General features: G+C 45.4%; 15 protein-coding genes, 1 tRNA gene and 3 pseudogenes. 11 read left to right on the forward strand and 8 right to left on the reverse strand.

Annotated features, from left to right (window positions below; genetic code table 11):
* Nucleotides 1-24: 24 nt before the first annotated feature.
* Both ACQY1Y_RS18450 and ACQY1Y_RS18455 read right to left on the reverse strand, forming a co-directional pair.
* The gene (locus ACQY1Y_RS18450) at nucleotides 25-819 is read right to left on the reverse strand and encodes an MlaE family lipid ABC transporter permease subunit (RefSeq protein ID WP_002735680.1); all 795 of its coding nucleotides are present in this window, start codon (nucleotides 817-819) and stop codon (nucleotides 25-27) included.
* A gap of 124 nt (nucleotides 820-943) precedes the next feature.
* Nucleotides 944-1,075: a hypothetical protein gene (locus ACQY1Y_RS18455; protein ID WP_430013312.1), complete on the reverse strand. Its 132-nt coding sequence runs from the start codon at nucleotides 1,073-1,075 to the stop codon at nucleotides 944-946.
* Here ACQY1Y_RS18455 and ACQY1Y_RS18460 point away from each other — a divergent pair.
* Entirely contained in the window at nucleotides 1,074-2,258 is a 1,185-nt protein-coding gene (locus ACQY1Y_RS18460) for a class I SAM-dependent rRNA methyltransferase (protein ID WP_430013313.1), read from the forward strand. The genes ACQY1Y_RS18455 and ACQY1Y_RS18460 overlap by 2 nt on opposite strands.
* Here ACQY1Y_RS18460 and ACQY1Y_RS18465 read toward each other — a convergent pair.
* From ACQY1Y_RS18465 to ACQY1Y_RS18480, 4 genes and pseudogenes are all read right to left on the reverse strand, one after another.
* On the reverse strand, nucleotides 2,225-2,635 hold the full coding sequence (locus tag ACQY1Y_RS18465) for a VOC family protein (RefSeq protein ID WP_430013314.1): 411 nt from the start codon (nucleotides 2,633-2,635) through the stop codon (nucleotides 2,225-2,227). The two genes, ACQY1Y_RS18460 and ACQY1Y_RS18465, sit on opposite strands and share 34 nt — an antisense overlap.
* 163 nt (nucleotides 2,636-2,798) lie before the next feature.
* Nucleotides 2,799-3,506: a hypothetical protein gene (locus tag ACQY1Y_RS18470; RefSeq protein WP_193977310.1), complete on the reverse strand. Its 708-nt coding sequence runs from the start codon at nucleotides 3,504-3,506 to the stop codon at nucleotides 2,799-2,801.
* A 59-nt stretch (nucleotides 3,507-3,565) separates the two neighbouring features.
* A complete protein-coding gene (locus ACQY1Y_RS18475; protein WP_016515733.1) occupies nucleotides 3,566-4,012 on the reverse strand; it encodes a ubiquitin-like protein in 447 nt (148 codons plus the stop codon).
* Nucleotides 4,013-4,247: 235 nt separating this feature from the next.
* A pseudogene (locus ACQY1Y_RS18480) lies at nucleotides 4,248-4,559 on the reverse strand (DNA mismatch repair endonuclease MutL); the annotation flags it as partial.
* 124 nt (nucleotides 4,560-4,683) lie between these two features.
* Here ACQY1Y_RS18480 and ACQY1Y_RS18485 point away from each other — a divergent pair.
* The 5 genes from ACQY1Y_RS18485 to rdgB all read left to right on the forward strand — a co-directional run bounded on the left by ACQY1Y_RS18485 (nucleotide 4,684) and on the right by rdgB (nucleotide 12,289).
* Entirely contained in the window at nucleotides 4,684-5,784 is a 1,101-nt protein-coding gene (locus tag ACQY1Y_RS18485; protein WP_430013315.1) for a S1C family serine protease, read from the forward strand.
* A gap of 59 nt (nucleotides 5,785-5,843) precedes the next feature.
* Entirely contained in the window at nucleotides 5,844-6,452 is a 609-nt protein-coding gene (locus ACQY1Y_RS18490) for a COP23 domain-containing protein (RefSeq protein ID WP_430013316.1), read from the forward strand.
* A gap of 39 nt (nucleotides 6,453-6,491) precedes the next feature.
* The gene (locus ACQY1Y_RS18495; RefSeq protein ID WP_430013317.1) at nucleotides 6,492-10,307 is read left to right on the forward strand and encodes a tetratricopeptide repeat protein; all 3,816 of its coding nucleotides are present in this window, start codon (nucleotides 6,492-6,494) and stop codon (nucleotides 10,305-10,307) included.
* Between the two features lie 245 nt (nucleotides 10,308-10,552).
* A complete protein-coding gene (locus ACQY1Y_RS18500; protein WP_002774772.1) occupies nucleotides 10,553-11,458 on the forward strand; it encodes a class II fructose-bisphosphate aldolase in 906 nt (301 codons plus the stop codon).
* A 237-nt stretch (nucleotides 11,459-11,695) separates the two neighbouring features.
* A complete protein-coding gene (rdgB, locus tag ACQY1Y_RS18505) occupies nucleotides 11,696-12,289 on the forward strand; it encodes an RdgB/HAM1 family non-canonical purine NTP pyrophosphatase (RefSeq protein WP_052275329.1) in 594 nt (197 codons plus the stop codon).
* On the opposite strand, the gene lipA is transcribed toward rdgB, so the two are convergent.
* Complete coding sequence (gene lipA / locus ACQY1Y_RS18510) at nucleotides 12,252-13,157, reverse strand: lipoyl synthase (protein ID WP_128575114.1); 906 nt, start codon at nucleotides 13,155-13,157, stop codon at nucleotides 12,252-12,254. The two genes, rdgB and lipA, sit on opposite strands and share 38 nt — an antisense overlap.
* Before the next feature lie 71 nt (nucleotides 13,158-13,228).
* On the opposite strand from lipA, the gene ACQY1Y_RS18515 reads away from it, so the two are divergent.
* From ACQY1Y_RS18515 to ACQY1Y_RS18525, 3 genes and pseudogenes are all read left to right on the forward strand, one after another.
* Nucleotides 13,229-13,302: transfer RNA gene (locus ACQY1Y_RS18515), tRNA-Pro, on the forward strand.
* Nucleotides 13,303-13,370: 68 nt separating this feature from the next.
* Nucleotides 13,371-13,701, forward strand: a pseudogene (locus ACQY1Y_RS18520) (nucleotidyltransferase family protein).
* Nucleotides 13,686-13,874: pseudogene (locus ACQY1Y_RS18525) on the forward strand (HepT-like ribonuclease domain-containing protein); the annotation flags it as partial. The pseudogenes ACQY1Y_RS18520 and ACQY1Y_RS18525, both read left to right, overlap by 16 nt.
* Nucleotides 13,875-13,921: 47 nt before the next feature.
* On the opposite strand, the gene ACQY1Y_RS18530 reads toward ACQY1Y_RS18525, so the two are convergent.
* Nucleotides 13,922-14,392 (reverse strand): DUF4079 domain-containing protein, encoded by a 471-nt coding sequence (locus ACQY1Y_RS18530; RefSeq protein ID WP_002741005.1) that lies wholly within the window; start codon nucleotides 14,390-14,392, stop codon nucleotides 13,922-13,924.
* A gap of 287 nt (nucleotides 14,393-14,679) precedes the next feature.
* Here ACQY1Y_RS18530 and der point away from each other — a divergent pair, with 287 nt between their 5' ends.
* The gene (der, locus tag ACQY1Y_RS18535) at nucleotides 14,680-16,038 is read left to right on the forward strand and encodes a ribosome biogenesis GTPase Der (protein ID WP_430013318.1); all 1,359 of its coding nucleotides are present in this window, start codon (nucleotides 14,680-14,682) and stop codon (nucleotides 16,036-16,038) included.
* A gap of 3 nt (nucleotides 16,039-16,041) precedes the next feature.
* The gene (locus ACQY1Y_RS18540; protein ID WP_002774784.1) at nucleotides 16,042-16,917 is read left to right on the forward strand and encodes an energy-coupling factor transporter transmembrane component T family protein; all 876 of its coding nucleotides are present in this window, start codon (nucleotides 16,042-16,044) and stop codon (nucleotides 16,915-16,917) included.
* The last annotated feature ends 64 nt before the right edge of the window (nucleotides 16,918-16,981 follow it).

Below are 16,981 nucleotides of genomic sequence, written 5' to 3' on the forward strand. Positions count from 1 at the left end.
GATAACTGATAACTGATAACTGTCTTAGCCGATTTCCACATTACCAGTCCCTTGAAACATCAGCCAAGAGAGGAAAAAATTAGCCACAAAAATCGCCAATAAAGAAGTTACCACAGCCGTGGTAGTGGATTGACCAACTCCTTTAGCACCGCCGGTGGTGGTTAAACCCCAACTGCAACCGATAATGGCAATTAAAATCCCAAAAATTAGGGACTTTAACATAGAACTAATTAAATCCCATGTTTGTAGAAAATTTTGGGCTGATTGTAAGAATAGGGAATAGGAAACACCGTAAAGACTATCAGAAATCAATAAACCACCCAGTAATCCCGTGACTAAAGAGATAATAGTGAGCAGGGGTAACATTAAACTACAGGCAATCACCCGGGGAATGACCAAATAATCGATCGGATCGGTTTTTAAAATATATAAAGCGTCAATTTGTTCTGTTACTCGCATTGTACCAATTTCGGCGGCAAAAGCCGAGCCAACTCTCCCCGCCACCACCACCGCAGTTAAAACCGGGGCTAATTCTCTTGTTAAAGCCAAGGAAAGGACTCCCCCAACAAAACTACCCGCCCCAAAAAAAATAAATTCTCTGGCTACCTGAATAGTGAAAACCATACCCACAAAAGCAGCAGTAATTAGGGCAATTGTCAAGGATTCTGGTCCAACAATGCTCATTTGTTCCAGAGTATTACGACGGTGGATTTTGCCATTAAGAATATGCAAAAAAGTTTGTCCCGCTAATAAACTGGCAGCGCCCAAACGCTGAAACCATAAACTTAAACCACTGGCAGCATCACTTTTCCTTGGCATTTGTCGAGGGACTATCGCTAAAATTTAACTTATTATAGGCGAGAATTCCCTATGATACTAAATCCGTTGAGTAACGCACAGAAAACGGGTTTCTCCGAGAAACCCGTTTTCTACTCATGTATGATTATCCCTCGATTGTGGGGACTTGCTTTGATGCCACTCGATCGAGGGATAACAAACCATGGTTTTGTGCTGCCAGCAGGGGATAATAGAATTTCCAGTAGCCGTCAGCTATCAACCCTGATTCTTTATCCATGCCAGATTTACCGAAAATTATCCTGAGAAACCATAAAATTGATGCTGTTAAACGATTCCATCCTTGGATATTTTCCGGGGCGATTAAAGAGATGGAGGGGGAAGTCAAAGAGGGTGCTATCGTGGAGGTTTATAGCGATCGAGGCGAATATCTAGCCACTGGACTGTATAATCCTAGCAATATTGCCGTTAAAATTCTTTCTTTCCCAAAAGTCAGCGATATTGCTCAATTATTTCTCGAAAAATTCCAGAATGCCTATCAGCTGCGGCAACAAATCGGTTTAGTGGATAACCCGAAAACTAACTGTTATCGTTTAATTAACGCTGAAGGAGACGGTTTACCCAGTTTAATCGTCGATTGGTACAATGGCACGGCGGTTATTCAAGCTTATTCCCTAGCTTTATACCAACGTCTCGATCTGATTGTCGATTGTCTGAAAACTATCTACGCTGACAATTTACGGGCAGTTTACGATAAAAGTGCCGCAGTTTTAGCGAAAAGCGCCCATATTTCCGAAAATAAATACTTATTTGGTCAAAAAACCAGCGATGAGGTGTTAGAATCCGGCCATCGCTTTATTATTGATTGGGAAAAAGGACAAAAAACGGGATTTTTCCTCGATCAAAGGGAAAATAGAGCCTTATTATCTCAATATTCCCATAATAAACGGGTTTTAAACACTTTTTCTTATTCTGGTGGCTTTTCCGTCTATGCTATGCAAGCGGGGGCTGCCCTAGTCGATTCCGTTGATAGTTCCCACGGTGCGATCGATCTTACCGAAAAAAATATCGCCCTGAATAATCTCAGTCAAGTTCCCCATCAATCCTACAGTGCCGATGTTTTTAACTTCCTGCGCGACTGTCAGGAGGATTACGATCTGATTGTCCTCGATCCCCCCGCTTTTGCCAAAAGTATCCAATCCCGTCATCAGGCGGTTATGGCTTATAAAAGATTAAATCAGCAAGCTTTCCAGAAAATTCGCCCCCAAGGTATTATTTTCACTTTTTCCTGTTCCCAAGTGGTTAACGAAGAACATTTTCAGGGGGCTGTCATGGCTGCCGCCATTGAATCGGCTCGCCCAGTGCGAATTTTAGCACGTTTAAGCCAACCAGCCGACCATCCCACCAGTATTTATCACTCGGAAGGTTCCTACCTGAAAGGATTGGTTTTAGCGGTGGATTGATGGAAAATTAAACGATTACCATCGGGATCATAGATGTAGATTTCCGGACCGTGGGAAGTTTGGCTAATTTCTCCCCTAGCACCATAGCCGATTTCGCTCCAATGCTCAAGGGCTTTTTCGAGACTCTCCACCTCGAAACAAATGCTCATGCCACTGCCCCTAGAATCGCCAAATTCGTCTCTGTGGGACTCTTTAGGGCAAAAAAGACCTAATTTAAGGTTGATCAGCCTAAATTCCGCATAAACGTCGGCAAGGTAGGGGTTTGGTTCCTGTTGCAACAATTGACGATAAAACTGCACTGAGCGATCAAAATTACTCGTGCCTAGGGCAATAAAAGCCTCTGTGTAATTGAATGGACTATCGGGGGGGTTATTCATTGGGGTTGGCAAGCTTTTTCAGTGATCGGTAAACAGTAAACTGATAACTGAATAACTGATAACTGTTTACTGATTCAAGATTGATGCTGCTACCGTTGTGGTTGACAATCTTTTGGCTAAAGTTCCACAAATGAAAGTATCTTCGGGTGGACATTGCTACTATTTATTGAATTTTAACATTTAATTTATAGGTGGCATTGCCGCGAGTTCCTCCTACAATTATTTCATAATTTCCAGTAGCAGGTAATTTTAGACTAGATTGGGTAGCTTCTGTTGTCAATATTTCCCCATTCGGTGCAATCACATCAAATACGGCATTATTTTCTAATGATGTAATTTTCAGATCCATTCTCTGTCCTTGATTTGCTCTTAAGAGATAAATATTTCGACTCCCTCGCACAACCGATTGATTAACGGTGGCGCTATTAGTCCCTGGTGCAAACCGGATTTGAGACAATAAACAAGGTTGTCTTTGATAAACTTCTCGTCCCGTATTCAAAGAATCTGCGGTTAATGTCCAGATTGCTTGAGTTTTTTGGGTGTCTAACTCAATTTTTGTCGTGATATTTAAGTTTAACTGATTCCCCTTTTTTGTTCCTTGTAAGGTTTGAGTATAGGAACTATAATAAGCTGCTTGTTCATTATGAATTGTAGCTTCTACCCGACCCGTGACTTGATTTCCCTGAATATAAATCCTCGCGGTAGCATCCAGATTATCATTAGCGACCGAAAAACAATAACCTTGAATCGAAGAAGTGCTAGACGCTTGAGCAACTTGTCGGGGGGAATGAATTGCCATCCCTGGTGTAACATTGACTAAACTTGCAAAAATGACTAGACATCCTAATAATTTCATCATCATCGGAACCATTCCAAGTTTTCACTAATACTAAACTAATTATCGCCCTAGCCACCATATTTAGGAGAAGTTCATTTATGAACTATTTTACCCGATTTTAAAGAATTTTGGTCTGTTTTTTTCCTCCGTTGATTAAGATTCGTCGATCTTACTATTATAGACCCTAACCCTAGAAAAATTAGAGCGGCTGTTACCGAAGGTTCAAAAACAGTTACCGGTGAATTTTGGATTAGATGTAATGTGCTTTCTCTTTGGATGTTATAATCAGCTAAAGTTCGCCCCTCTTCTAAAACCTTACCAGCAAATATCAAAGTTTGCTGCTCTGGGAGAATACCTTCTTTGTCTTGAATCTTATCTTTTACATTCTCAATTGTATCAGATGGCTCAACCTCTAAAGTTATGGTTTTGCCAGTTATCGTTTTGACAAAAATTTGCATCGCTATTGCTGATGTAGCTCCTAAAGCTAAAAAGGTAATGGTTAACAAAATAACAATTGTACTCTTAGATTTTTTAAGCATTGATATTCTCTCGGGTATTTGACTCTTTTGGATTTGGTGGGTAAAATGTATTCTGAGATATAGTCCTGCTGGCGAGGGAGTGGAGGGAACCACTCCAGACACAGAGGACACAAAGATCGATCGATCATATAGTAAGTTAAACTTATCACACAGAACCTAGAAGAGCCCAGAGAGGGGAGAGGAGAATAAATAAAAATAATCTCCTGAATCCCGACTCCTGAATCCTGATAACTGATTAAATGCCGTGACTTTTGCCGATTACCCAATGACGACGGAAGAAGCGAGCGAGCGAAGTTTCTTCTAAGGATAAGTAAATCGGTCTTCCGTGGGGACAAGTGCGGGGATTACGAGTATTTTGCCAATCATCGAGTAAATTCTGCATTTCTTCTAAACTTAAAGCTGTACCGTTGCGGATCGCACTACGGCAAGCGGTAGCAACCTGAGCGGTTTGTAAATCGCCCCCTAAACTTAATTCTAGTAAAGCATCAGCCCGATCCTCCCGTTCTTTTAGTAGAACAGGAATACTACGAATTGCCCAAGAGCGATCGCTCTCCCCCTCTAAACTTTTGTGAAAAAAGCAACCTGAGGACTTAAAACTTAATCGCATAATTGGGAAAAAACCAACGATAACATCCTTGCAAGTATCCCTCGACTAAAGAGGAGCCAACCCGATGAAACCAATTACTTTCACCCTATCGGTGCTACTGGCCACCACTGGCCTACTCGTTCAACCAGGAGGCTTCCTGATGGAAAACATTCCACCCATCCTCGCACAGGAGCAGACCGCTTCTAGAGTCTATCAGAAAGCCAGCCCCGCCGTCGTCACCGTCAAAAATGGCAGCGGCCACGGTAGCGGCTTTCTCGTCAGTCCCGACGGTATCATCATTACCAACGCCCACGTTGTTGCGGACGGACCCCGGGTGGTGACGGTGAAATTTTCCAACGGACAGCAGGCCTCGGCAGACGTGATCGGCTTCGCTAAAAATGGCGTGGATCTGGCCGTCCTGCGGATTTATAACCGCCAAAACCTGCCCTATCTTCCCCTGGCCCGTCCGAACTCCGCCAAAGTCGGCGAAAGCGTTTTCGCCATCGGCACACCCTTAAACGAGGACTATCAAAACACCCTCACCCAGGGCATTATCAGCCGTCTCGACCCCGAAAAAGGCATTGTGCAACACAACGCTAATATCAACAAAGGCAATTCCGGCGGGCCGCTTTTGAATTCACGGGGGGAAGTGGTGGGGGTTAACGTCGCAGGCGATATCGGGAGTTACGTTTACGACGGTGCGGGAAACCCGATCGGCCTTACCCAGAGCGGCATTAATTTCGCCGTTTCCCTCGATCGCCTGCAAGCTTTCCTCACCGCAGTTAAAACAGGTGATGTCTCCACCGTCTCAACATTAGGACAGGACGATCGGATACAGTTACTCGCCCTCCCTCTTAACGGTCAGACCGTTCAAGGCAACTTGACCAAAGACCAAAACCAACAATATTACAGGTTCGAGGGTCGTGCCGGACAGAAAATCGTTCTGGATATGAACAGCAACGAGATCGCTCCCTATCTTGTCCTCTATCGCGTTCTCCAATCTTCCGAGGGGACAAAATACCCAGAGGTCGCCCGTAGTGACCAGCGCGTCGATCGCGCCCCCGGGGATTTTAACGCTCGACTTGTAACCGAATTACCCGCCGATGGAGTTTATATCCTAGTGGCCACCTCTCGCGAAGGGGGTGAATCGGGTCGCTACACCCTCAACGCCGCCGCTAACCCTTAAATAATCCCATTTTGACCCTAATCACGATTCTAATCCCTATTTTCTGAGGAACTATCCCTATGAACTCTAGATATATTTCCCACCGTCTCGCTTGCGTCGGCCTCCTCGCCACTGTCCTCCTCGGTGGTATCGCCCCCGGTTTCAGCCAATCGACCACCCCGAATCGCGTCACCTTCTTCTGTAAAGAGGTGTTCGATCGCGCATCGGGAGGAAAAATCCCCGCTACCCTGGCTTGGATTCCCCAAAGAAGCGGCAATGTGCGGATTATCGGCTGGAAATCGGAATATTTCTCCAAACGTTCCCCGGTTCGTTGCGAGGAAGTCACGAAAAAATTCCAGGAAGCATATAATCAAGGGCGTTTTAACTATCTCACCACCGGCCGGGCGAAGGGATACCCGATCATCTGCAGCGTTTCACGATCCGGCGATCCCTGCGACGGCAATAGCCAACTTTTTACCCTTAAACCCCACGACAATCCAGATTTAGTCTTGCAACAACTCATGGACATCCTAGAGGGGAAAACCTCGGATATGCTCCTCCAGAATTCCGGAGATAAAACCTATATCTCGATGAGGGAGTTTTTCGCCAAAGCTCCACTCGCCGATCGCGACGCACCCTGTGGTACGAGATCTGCTGGCCCGCAAAATAATTGCGTTCCCACCCGCTAGAATTTTCGCTGTTTTACCCCGAATTTCCCCATAATAACCATGTTGAAACCCTTTCCCCTACTCCTAAGCCTCCTACTTCTGCCCGTCGTACCGGTTAAAGCACTATCCCCTTTCTCTGCTCCGGCGATCGTGGCGGAAGACAGCCCAAACGCGCAGATCGAGCGATCGATCCGTCAAGTCACTGTTAAGATTACTAGCGAGATAAATCGGGGATCGGGAATCATTATCGGGAAAAAAGGCAGTATATACCTCGTTTTGACCAACGCTCACGTTATCCGCGGCGCGAAAACCCTACAGATCCAAACCCACGACGGCCAAACCCGCACAGCCTCGATCGCGCCGAATTCCCTTTTAAAAGATAAGGATCTGGCCCTGGTGGAGTTTAGCGATACCCGGGATTATCCGATCGCTAAAATTCGCGCCATTTCCCCGGATGCGGAACTAGATATCACTGTAACCGGTTATTCCGCAGAAACGGGGCAGTACACCACCGATAACGGGAAAATTGAACAGGTGAGCAATCGACCCCTCCTGGAAGGCTACAGCGTCGGTTATAGTGGCGATATCGTGCAGGGAATGAGCGGCGGTGGTATCTTTTTCGAGGATGAGTTAATCGGCATTAACGGGCGATCGGCCTATCCGATTCTCTCTAACTACACCTACGAAGACGGTACAAAACCCACAGACGCGGAAATCCAACAGATGAGAGCGGTTAACTGGGGCATTTCCATCAATACCCTATTAACCTACATCCGGCCCGAAATCCTGACCGCGTACCAATTACCCTTACCGAAAAGCTCACCGGGCATCGAAAACCCCACCTATACTGGCTATATCGCCCAATTAGAAACAAAAGCGAAGGGTTTCACCGTGCGGATCGATAGTAGCAGTCAGGCCAACGGTAGCGGCGCAATTATCGCCCGCGAAGGAAAAACCTACACCGTATTAACCGCCGATCATGTCCTCTGTGAGAAAATCGCCGAGGAGAAAACCTGTGCCGATTACACCTATACCCTCACCACCAGCGACGGCAAAACCCTTCCCCTCGACCGAAAAACCATTATTCGACAGGAAGGGGTCGATCTGGCCATTTTTACCTTCGAGAGTAACGAGAATTATCCGGTCGCAGAAATCGCCAACTATAGCCCCAATCGAGAGAGTCCCGTTTTTGTAGCGGGATTTCCCAAAATCGGCGATAAACGAGCGGGATGGCTCTTTAGCGGCGGTGCAGTGAAAAGTCAGGAGGAAGGACTTCTCGCCACGCGACAGAGTGATTTTACGATTACCCAAAGTGGGGCATCGATCAGGGTTAGTTCCCTGAGCGGCGGTTACGATATGGTCTATACCAGTATTACCTTCGGCGGTATGAGCGGCGGTCCAGTCTTAAACGCTGCAGGACAGGTGATCGGTATTCACGGACGCTCCGAGGGGGTTAAGGGGAAAATTCAGCTAGGTTTTAGCTTAGGGATTCCCATTAATAGTTTTATCGGTTTACAGGAAAGATTTCGAGTTAAATTATCTTCTTTCGTTACCGCTCAACCCCAGTTAACAGCACAACAACAGCAGGAGATCGATCGCACTCTTGTCAGTGTAGAAGTACCGGAAACCAACGCCTCCGCAGACATCTGGATCGAGCGGGGAAATCAACTCTGGCGCTTGAAAAAAGACGAGCGGGCCCTGCAAGCCTTCGATCGGGCGATACAATTAAACGATCCCGAATATACCTATTTAGCTTGGTACGGTAAGGCAATGGTTTACGGGCGCAAATACAAAGCTCGAGAAGCACTCGAAGCCCTCGATCAAGCCCTCGCTACTCTACCCGCTCGCGAGAAAGGTTCGGAATTTCATAGGGAAATTTTAAATTATCAGGGTGTATTTTATGAGCAGATGAATCAATCCGAAAAAGCGATCGCTTTTTTTGAACAAGCGATCAAAATCTCTCCCCAGAATCCCAACTATTACAATAGTCTATCGTCGGCACTACAAAACGTAAAACGGTACGATCGAGCCTTAGCAGCGATTAACCGCGCTATAGAAATCGCTCCTCGCTCCAGTTGGTATAGCAATCGCGGGAATATATACAAGGACCTAAAAAAATCGGATCTCGCTTTAGCTGATTATAATCAAGCTCTGGTGTTGAATCCGAATAACCCTAGGGCTTATATAGCTCGCGCCGATGTGTACGAAGAGCGGAAAGAATGGGATTTAGCCCTGGCTGATTATAACCGAGCCATCGAGATCGATGCTAATTTCGCGCCAGCCTACCGGTCCCGGGGATATTTTTACATGGCTCGAAAACAATGGGATTTAGCCCTAGCGGATTTTAACAAAGCAATTACCATCGATCCTAACAATCCTAACTCTTATGAAATGAGAGGTATTTTTTATAATTTTCAAAGTGAAGAGGAGTTAGCGATCGCCGATCTCACAAAAGCGATCGAAATCAATCCCTATTCCGTTGTCGCCTATTTAATGCGCGGTTTCGCTTACGACAACTGGCAAAAATGGGATTTAGCCCTAGCGGATTTTAATAAAGCGCTCGAACTCGATCCGAATTCCGGCTTCGGTTATGAGAGTCGCGGGCAATTCTATACGGAGCGGCAAGAATGGGACTTAGCTCTAGCGGATTTTAATAAAGCGCTCGAACTCGATCCGAATTCTGGCGCGGGTTACGGGTTGCGGGGAACTCTTTACAGTCACCAGAAAAAGTGGGATCTCGCTCTCGCTGATCTTAACAAGGCGATCGAACTCGGTTATTTTAGTAGTTATGGCAATCGAGGAAATGTTTATTTTCAACAACAAAAGTGGGAGCTCGCCCTCGCTGATTTTAACAAGGCGATCGAACTCTCGCCATACCCCGAATTCGCTTACGCAGCTAGAGCAATTTTATACTGGGATCGAAAAGAATGGGATCTGGCCCTCACCGATTTAAGTCAAGCGATCCGAATTAATCCTTATTTAGAGTTAGCCTATCGCTATCGGGGAGATATTTATCGCGATCAAAATCAATTCGATCTCGCCCTCGCCGATTATAACAAGGCGATCAAGCTTAATAGTAACGATGCAGAACTGTATTACAACCGTGGGGAAATTTACCGACAACAGCAAAAATCGGATATCGCCTTAGCTGATTACAGTCGGGCGATCGAACTCGATCCGAAATACTGGTCGGCTTATTTACAACGTTATATTATTTATGAGCAACAAAAGAAATGGGATTTAGCGATTGCAGATATCACGAAAGTTATCGAGATCAAGCAATTTCCCGGTGCCTACTTCGTCCGCGGATCCAAGTACCTAGAATGGCAAAAATGGGATTTAGCTCTAGCGGATTTTAATAAGGCAATTGAGCTTAAGCCGGATAATGCTTCATTTTACTTTACGCGAGGAATGCTTTACTATCAAACTCAAAAATGGGATTTAGCTCTAGCGGATTTTAATCAGGCGATCATTCTCGATCCCAAGCTCAAGGACTCTTATAATTTCCGGGGAGAAATTTACAAAAGACAAAAACGCTATAGCGAGGCATTACAAGACTATCAAAAAGTTCTCGAACTGGACGAAAAAAATCTGATTGCGATTACCAATATTGGCTTAATTCATTACGAACAAGGCGATCTAAATTTGGCCAGTAGCCAATTTCAAAAAAGTCTGGAAATTAACCCCCAATCTGCCGAAAATCAACTGGCTCTCGCTGTTACTCTCTACCGTCAAGGCAATACGGAGAAAGCGATCAAACTTGCTAAAAGTGCGCTTAAAATCGACCCTGAATTTGCTCAGGTTGAAACCCTGCAAAAAAATCTCTGGGGTGATCAAATCATCGCCGATGCTCGAAAACTGTTCTCGCAACTGTAGTAGTTTCTTAGGTTGGGTTGAGCGAATAAATATGTTAAAGAAAACCTCTAAATTCTCAGGAAAAGCGAAACCCAACAGCCAACATCTAAATCTGTCTGAATCTTTTTATTGGGTTTCCTTGGGTCTATGGTTGGGTTTCCTTAGGTCAATCCAACCTACTTTAGTTTCCTTGGGTCAATCCAATCGACGATAATTGCTATGATTACTATAGTCCGTAGTCGTGGTCTTTGGTTATTTTCCATATTATGCTCGCTTCTACTCAGGAACTCCTCGAAACCGCTCGCAAAAATATCTATGCGATCGGAGCTTTTAATGTTTATAACCTAGAAGGGGTCAAAGCGGTGATTAGTGCCGCCGAGGATTGCCGTAGTCCCGCTATGTTGCAAATTCACCCCAGTGCTTTGCGTTATGGCAGTTCCACCCTCGTCGCTCTCTGTTTAGAGGCCGCTCGCTCGGCCAAGGTTCCTATCTCAGTCCATCTTGACCATAGCACTAAAGCCAGCAACATCTACGAGGCCCTAGAAGCGGGAATGACCTCAATTATGGCCGATGGCTCTCATCTTCCCTACCAAGATAATCTCGCTTTTACCAAAGAAATGACTCGTCTCGCTCACGAATACGGGGCCGTGGTGGAGGCAGAAATTGGCCGAATTAGCGGCACTGAGGACGGGTTAACTATTGCCGAAAAAGAGGCTAAAATGACAGATCCGGAGCAAGCAGTGCAATTTGTGCAGGCGACGGGAGTGGATTCTCTGGCCGTAACTATCGGTAATGTCCATGGCGAGTACAAAAGTCCGCCCCGTCTCGATTTCGATCGCCTGGCCCAGATTCGACAACTTCTTTCTATTCCCCTAGTTTTACACGGTGCTTCTGGTTTACCCCCAGAAATGATCGGGCGATCGATCCAGTTAGGAGTCTGCAAATTTAATGTTAATACGGAAGTGCGTCAAGCTTATATGCAGTCCCTAAAACGGGAAATTTGTAGGCCAGAGGATAAGGATTTATTAGAGATCGCAGGAGAGGCAATTTCCGCAATGAAATCGGTAATTATCGACAAATTAACCCTTTTTGGTGCTGTCAATAAGGCCCACCTCCACGAAACTCCCTACGCTCAAATGTTAGCGGGACTATCAGTTATCAGTAAACAGTAATCAGTTATCAGTAGATATCTGCAATTCACTGAAAAAATACGGCTCTCTTAGGTTTGGTGGGTAAAATGTATTCTAAGATACAGTCCTGCTGGCGAGCGAGTGGAAGGAACCACTCCAGACACAGAGGACACAAAGATCGATCACTACTATATAAGTTAAACTTATCACACAGAACCCAGAAGAGCCCTCACATCTGATAACTGGTAACTGATCACTGATCACTGAGATAAAATGCCAATGAAAAAATTAATTCTAGCCACGAGTAATCCGGGTAAATTGGCAGAGATAGGGGAATACTTAACTGATATCGACCTAGAATTGCAGTTAAAACCAGATGATTTAGAGATCGAGGAAACCGGGGCGACTTTTGCTGAAAATGCCTATTTAAAAGCTGCTCAAATTGCCCTAACATTGGGAGAATGGTCGATCGCCGATGATTCGGGATTGGAAGTAACCGGGTTAGGAAATGCCCCGGGGATTTACTCGGCCCGCTATGGTAAAAATGATCGAGAAAGAATCGATCGCCTCGTCAGAGAATTAGGAGATAATCAGGATCGTTCGGCCCGTTTTGTCTGTGTAATTGCGATCGCCCGTCCCGATGGTGAGATTGCCTTGAGCGCCACAGGAATCTGTACGGGAGAAATTCTCACCAGTCCTAGGGGTAAAGGTGGTTTTGGTTACGATCCGATTTTTTATGTTCCCGAATACGCTTTAACCTTTGCGGAAATGTCTCCGGAATTAAAAAGAAAAATCAGCCACCGAGGACGAGCTTTTCAGCAATTGCTGCCCCATCTCAAGACTCTCGCGGGTACAAATTCATCAAGGCTCTGACTTGTTCAGCATGATAAGAGCTTCTTGTCAAGGGACTCGCAACAATTTGTAAAAATCCCAGAGATTCCCCGTATTCGCGCCAAGCTTGGAACTGTTCGGGGGTGATAAATTCCTGTACACCGAGATGTTTTGGCGATGGTTGCAGATACTGCCCGATGGTGAGAATATCACAATCGACGGCCCTTAAATCGCCCATCACTTGCCGCACTTCCTCGTCGGTTTCCCCCAATCCCACCATAATGCCCGATTTTGTGTAGGTAGCGGGAACAATGGCGCGAGCGCGCTGCAATAATTCTAGAGAACGCTGGTAATCACCCTGGGGACGCACGCGACGATAGAGACGGGGGACAGTTTCGGTATTGTGGTTTAAAACTTCAGGTTTAGCAGCAAGAATTAAAGCTAAAGCCTGCCAATTGCCGCAAAGATCGGGGATCAGCACTTCGATGGTGGTTTTTGGAGAAATGCGGCGAATTTCCTCGATACAACGGACAAATTGACTAGCGCCACCATCAGCCAAATCATCGCGATTGACAGAAGTGATCACTACATGATTAAGATCAAGACGTTGTACGGCTGCCGCTAGTCGCAGGGGTTCCGTGGAGTCTAAAGGTTGCGGTTTTTTCTCAAAATCTATATCACAGTAAGGACAGGCGCGAGTGCAAGCAGGACCCATAATTAGAAAGGTAGCCGTCCCCGCGTGGAAACATTCGCCGATATTGGGACAGGAAGCCTCCTCACAAACGGTATTTAAGCCTAAATCGCGTAAAACTTCCTTAACACTGCCGACTCGCTGCCATTGCGGTGCTTTCACCCGTAACCACTCTGGTTTGACCGTCACGCCTGAACTACTCCGATAATTTTTGCCTATATCCCTAATATCCTAGCAAGTCTCGACCCAATCAAGGCCGAATATGCTATGATGATTTAGCTGAAAATTTTCGGGATGTAGCGCAGCTTGGTAGCGCACTTCGTTCGGGACGAAGGGGCCGCAGGTTCGAATCCTGTCATCCCGATTAAAGACAATCAAGGTGTAATCTGTTCTACGGTTAAGTAGATAGGTGTTCAAAATTGTCAGTAGATCATGAAAATTGAGGAATTACTCAAAAACAAACGAGAAAAAATCATTGCTATTTATTGCTGCTAAACACGGCGCGAATAACGTGCGAATCTTTGGTTCTGTCGCACGGGGAGAAGCTGACGAAAAAAGCGATATTGATTTATTAATTGATTATTGTAGCGAACGTCGGAGTTCCTGGTTTCCTTTGCCGTTAATTCGAGAACTGGAAGCTTTGTTAGGCGGCAAAGTTGATATTGTTACCGAACAGGGACTTAAAGATAGAATCAGAGAGCGGGTACTTAAAGAAGCAATACCACTAGGAGAGATGATACCGAACGCTTGCGGGATATTTTAGAAGCAATTGAGCGTGTAGAAAAGTATGCTCCACAGGGAAAAACCCTGTTTGAACAACAAGAATTAATTCAAACTTGGATTGTCTATCATTGACAAATTATTGGTGAAGCAGCGAGAGCAACTTCTCAAGAATTTCCAGGAAGATACCCCGAAGTTCCTTGGCGAGATGCCAGCGTTCGGTGAGATGCGTCTGATGACGCATCCTCTCTGTTCAGGTTTTCTCACATTTTGCTGAGAATACGCTGGACTATATCCATTCCTGTGAAGGCTTGCCAGCCAAAAAGACCTAAAATGACGGCATTAAGGGTAATATGGGTGATTCTAGCCAATTCGTTGCCTTTTTGCATTAAAGGTACTAAAGCGGCACTGATTGAGATTAAACCCACCATCCCTAAACCGGCCAGCAGATGGGGACCAACAAATAATTTACCGTTATTAATATAAGTCACCGCCATACCTCCGATCGTCCCCAACACCATTAAAGCCAGGATTAGGGAGCCAATTTGATAGTGTTTAGTGCGAAAATTTTTGGGCAATAATTCTTTTTTTAGGTCTTTATCTGCTGTCCGCGTCCGTCGCCATTGTAGCCCCGAATAGAGCGCATAGATAGTTAATCCTAATAAAACCCACATTAAAATGGGATGGCCAAATTGTGACCAAGTTTTTACGGCACTGGGAATCTCGAAGTTCATAGTTGTCTGTTCTCATCAAAGATCGCTTCTTAATAAAAATTAACATGAATCGCTCGCGCTTCCTTGTTTTCTGGGTCATTAGACCTGTCATACTAAATCCCGTTTAAAAGCTATAGGAGAGGGGGGTATGGGGAGAATAAATAGAAATAGTCTCCTGAATCCTGACGACCGACTCCTATCTCCATCACTACTACCTTTGTGTAAACCAACGTTCAAATCAACCAAGGTCGATCGCAAATCGCTATGATAGAATATTGGGTCTTTAATTTCCGTCCCCTCCTCCCTTTATGAAACTGCCTGTCGTCGCTATTATCGGTCGTCCCAATGTGGGCAAATCTACCCTCGTCAATCGTATCGCTGGAGATCAACAGGCGATCGTTTTTGATCAACCCGGGATTACCAGAGATCGCACCTATCAACCGGCTTTCTGGTGCGATCGAGATTTTCAAATTGTCGATACAGGAGGGCTAGTTTTTAACGATGACAGCGAATTTCTCCCTTTAATCCGCGAACAGGCTTTAATCGCCCTAGCAGAGGCAAGTGTGGCGATTTTTGTTGTCGATGGCCAGGCAGGAATTACCGCCGGCGATCGAGAAATTGCCGCTTGGTTACGACAGCAAAATGTGCCGATACTTTTGGCAGTTAATAAATGTGAATCGGTGGAACAGGGTGTCCTGCAAGCGACGGAATTCTGGGAATTAGCCATCGGTGAACCCTTCCCCATCTCGGCCATTCACGGCTCTGGTACAGGTGAACTACTTGATGCGGTGATTAAATATTTGCCACCCGGGGCGGAAATTCCCGAAAATGAAGAGATTAAAGTGGCAATTATCGGTCGTCCTAACGTGGGTAAATCCAGTCTCCTCAATGCTTTAACTGGACAACAACGGGCGATCGTTAGTCCGATTTCGGGAACTACCAGAGACTCGATCGATACTTTAATTGAACGAGAAGGACAGGTGTATCGGTTAATTGACACCGCCGGGATTCGCCGTAAGAAGAATGTGGACTATGGAGCCGAATTTTTCAGTATTAACCGTGCTTTTAAGGCCATTCGCCGGTCTGACGTGGTGTTATTCGTCATCGATGTGCTAGATGGTGTCACCGAACAGGATTTAAAATTGGCGGGACGAATCATTGAAGAAGGGCGTGCGGTGGTGCTAGTGGTCAATAAATGGGATGCGGTGGAGAAAGACACCTACACCATCAATACTTACACCAAAATGCTCCAAGATCGGCTGTATTTTATGGATTGGGCAGAAATGATCTTTGTCAGCGCCATGACGGGGCAAAGAGTCACCAAAATCCTCGAATTAGTCGATATTGCCGCCGAATCTCACCGTCGTCGCGTCAGTACCTCGGTAATCAACGATGTAATCGAAGATGCGGTTAAATGGCACAATCCCCCCACCACAAGAGGCGGAAAACAGGGGAAACTATACTATGGCACGCAAGTATCGAGTCAACCTCCCACGATCGCCCTTTTCGTTAACGATCCCCAGCGCTTTAATGATAACTATCGCCGTTACATCGAAGGGCAATTCCGGCAACAGTTAGGCTTTAAAGGAACCCCGATCCGCTTAATCTGGCGCGGCAAACCGGCGCGAGAAGTGGAAAAAACGGTTAATAGAGCCACCAAGGTCTAATTTATGGATTTATTGCGAAGTTTGCCCATCGGTCTTTATCTCGATCAACCAATTACCCGACTACATCAACTAGATGCGCGGGTAAAATTTATCTGGTTAATGGCTTTTTTAGCAGCACCTTTATTGGCTAATCCTTGGTGGCGTTTAGCTTTGGTGGGATTGTTAATGTTGTTAACCCTGTTGGCTCCTATTCCCCCCCGCGTCTGGCGGCAACAGATGGGCTGGCTGATATTTTTAGCGATTATCGTCTTTCTGATTACTGCTATCACTCCCGATGGTTTAGGGGTGAGTATTCAGCCGCGTTTACCGGAGGAAGGGCTGAATTTACCGCCAGCAAGTGATTATCAGTATGTTTTATGGGATAGAGGCCGTTTATTTGTTACCCGACGTTCTTTGGAATTAGCAGTGAGAATTAGTACCCTAATTTTTACTTTGATTTATAGCACTAATCTCTTTTTATTGACGACGGCCCCGGAAGAAATTACCGAAGGTTTAGAGAATTTAATGAGTCCTTTACGGCGATTTAATGTGCCAGTGACGGAAATTTCTCTGACTCTGACCCTCTCTTTGCGCTTTATTCCCCTGGTTTTAGAAGAAGTGCAAAATCTGGCTAGGGCAGTGAGAACTAGGGCGATCGATTGGCAAAAATTAGGGATTAAAAGAAGTTTAAACGTCTGGTTAACAGTAGTGGAAAAATTACTAGATAATTTGCTTTTACGCGCCGAACAAATAGCGATCGCTATGGAGGTTCGCGGTTTTACCAGTCCCAATCAGCATCAAGTACGCTGGCACGAATTAAAGTTAAGATGGGCTGATTTTATCGCTTTATTTTTGTTAATTCCCTTTTGGGCAGCCCGATTAGTTTGGGGGGGTTTATAGCAGTTATCAGTTATTAGTTATCAGTTATCAGATTTGAGTTTTAAGTGTGCAGTATTAAATAGAA

The organism is Microcystis ichthyoblabe FBCC-A1114 (assembly GCF_050500245.1).
GTDB classification, from domain to species: domain Bacteria; phylum Cyanobacteriota; class Cyanobacteriia; order Cyanobacteriales; family Microcystaceae; genus Microcystis; species Microcystis ichthyoblabe_A.

Coding starts and splice junctions, on each gene's coding strand:
- ACQY1Y_RS18450 (WP_002735680.1), bottom strand. CDS start 819: ATGCCAAGGAAAAGTGATGCTGCCAGTGGTTTAAGTTTATGGTTTCAG.
- ACQY1Y_RS18460 (WP_430013313.1), top strand. CDS start 1,074: ATGCCAGATTTACCGAAAATTATCCTGAGAAACCATAAAATTGATGCT.
- ACQY1Y_RS18455 (WP_430013312.1), bottom strand. CDS start 1,075: ATGGATAAAGAATCAGGGTTGATAGCTGACGGCTACTGGAAATTCTAT.
- ACQY1Y_RS18465 (WP_430013314.1), bottom strand. CDS start 2,635: ATGAATAACCCCCCCGATAGTCCATTCAATTACACAGAGGCTTTTATT.
- ACQY1Y_RS18470 (WP_193977310.1), bottom strand. CDS start 3,506: ATGGTTCCGATGATGATGAAATTATTAGGATGTCTAGTCATTTTTGCA.
- ACQY1Y_RS18475 (WP_016515733.1), bottom strand. CDS start 4,012: ATGCTTAAAAAATCTAAGAGTACAATTGTTATTTTGTTAACCATTACC.
- ACQY1Y_RS18485 (WP_430013315.1), top strand. CDS start 4,684: ATGAAACCAATTACTTTCACCCTATCGGTGCTACTGGCCACCACTGGC.
- ACQY1Y_RS18490 (WP_430013316.1), top strand. CDS start 5,844: ATGAACTCTAGATATATTTCCCACCGTCTCGCTTGCGTCGGCCTCCTC.
- ACQY1Y_RS18495 (WP_430013317.1), top strand. CDS start 6,492: ATGTTGAAACCCTTTCCCCTACTCCTAAGCCTCCTACTTCTGCCCGTC.
- ACQY1Y_RS18500 (WP_002774772.1), top strand. CDS start 10,553: ATGCTCGCTTCTACTCAGGAACTCCTCGAAACCGCTCGCAAAAATATC.
- rdgB (WP_052275329.1), top strand. CDS start 11,696: ATGAAAAAATTAATTCTAGCCACGAGTAATCCGGGTAAATTGGCAGAG.
- ACQY1Y_RS18530 (WP_002741005.1), bottom strand. CDS start 14,392: ATGAACTTCGAGATTCCCAGTGCCGTAAAAACTTGGTCACAATTTGGC.
- der (WP_430013318.1), top strand. CDS start 14,680: ATGAAACTGCCTGTCGTCGCTATTATCGGTCGTCCCAATGTGGGCAAA.
- ACQY1Y_RS18540 (WP_002774784.1), top strand. CDS start 16,042: ATGGATTTATTGCGAAGTTTGCCCATCGGTCTTTATCTCGATCAACCA.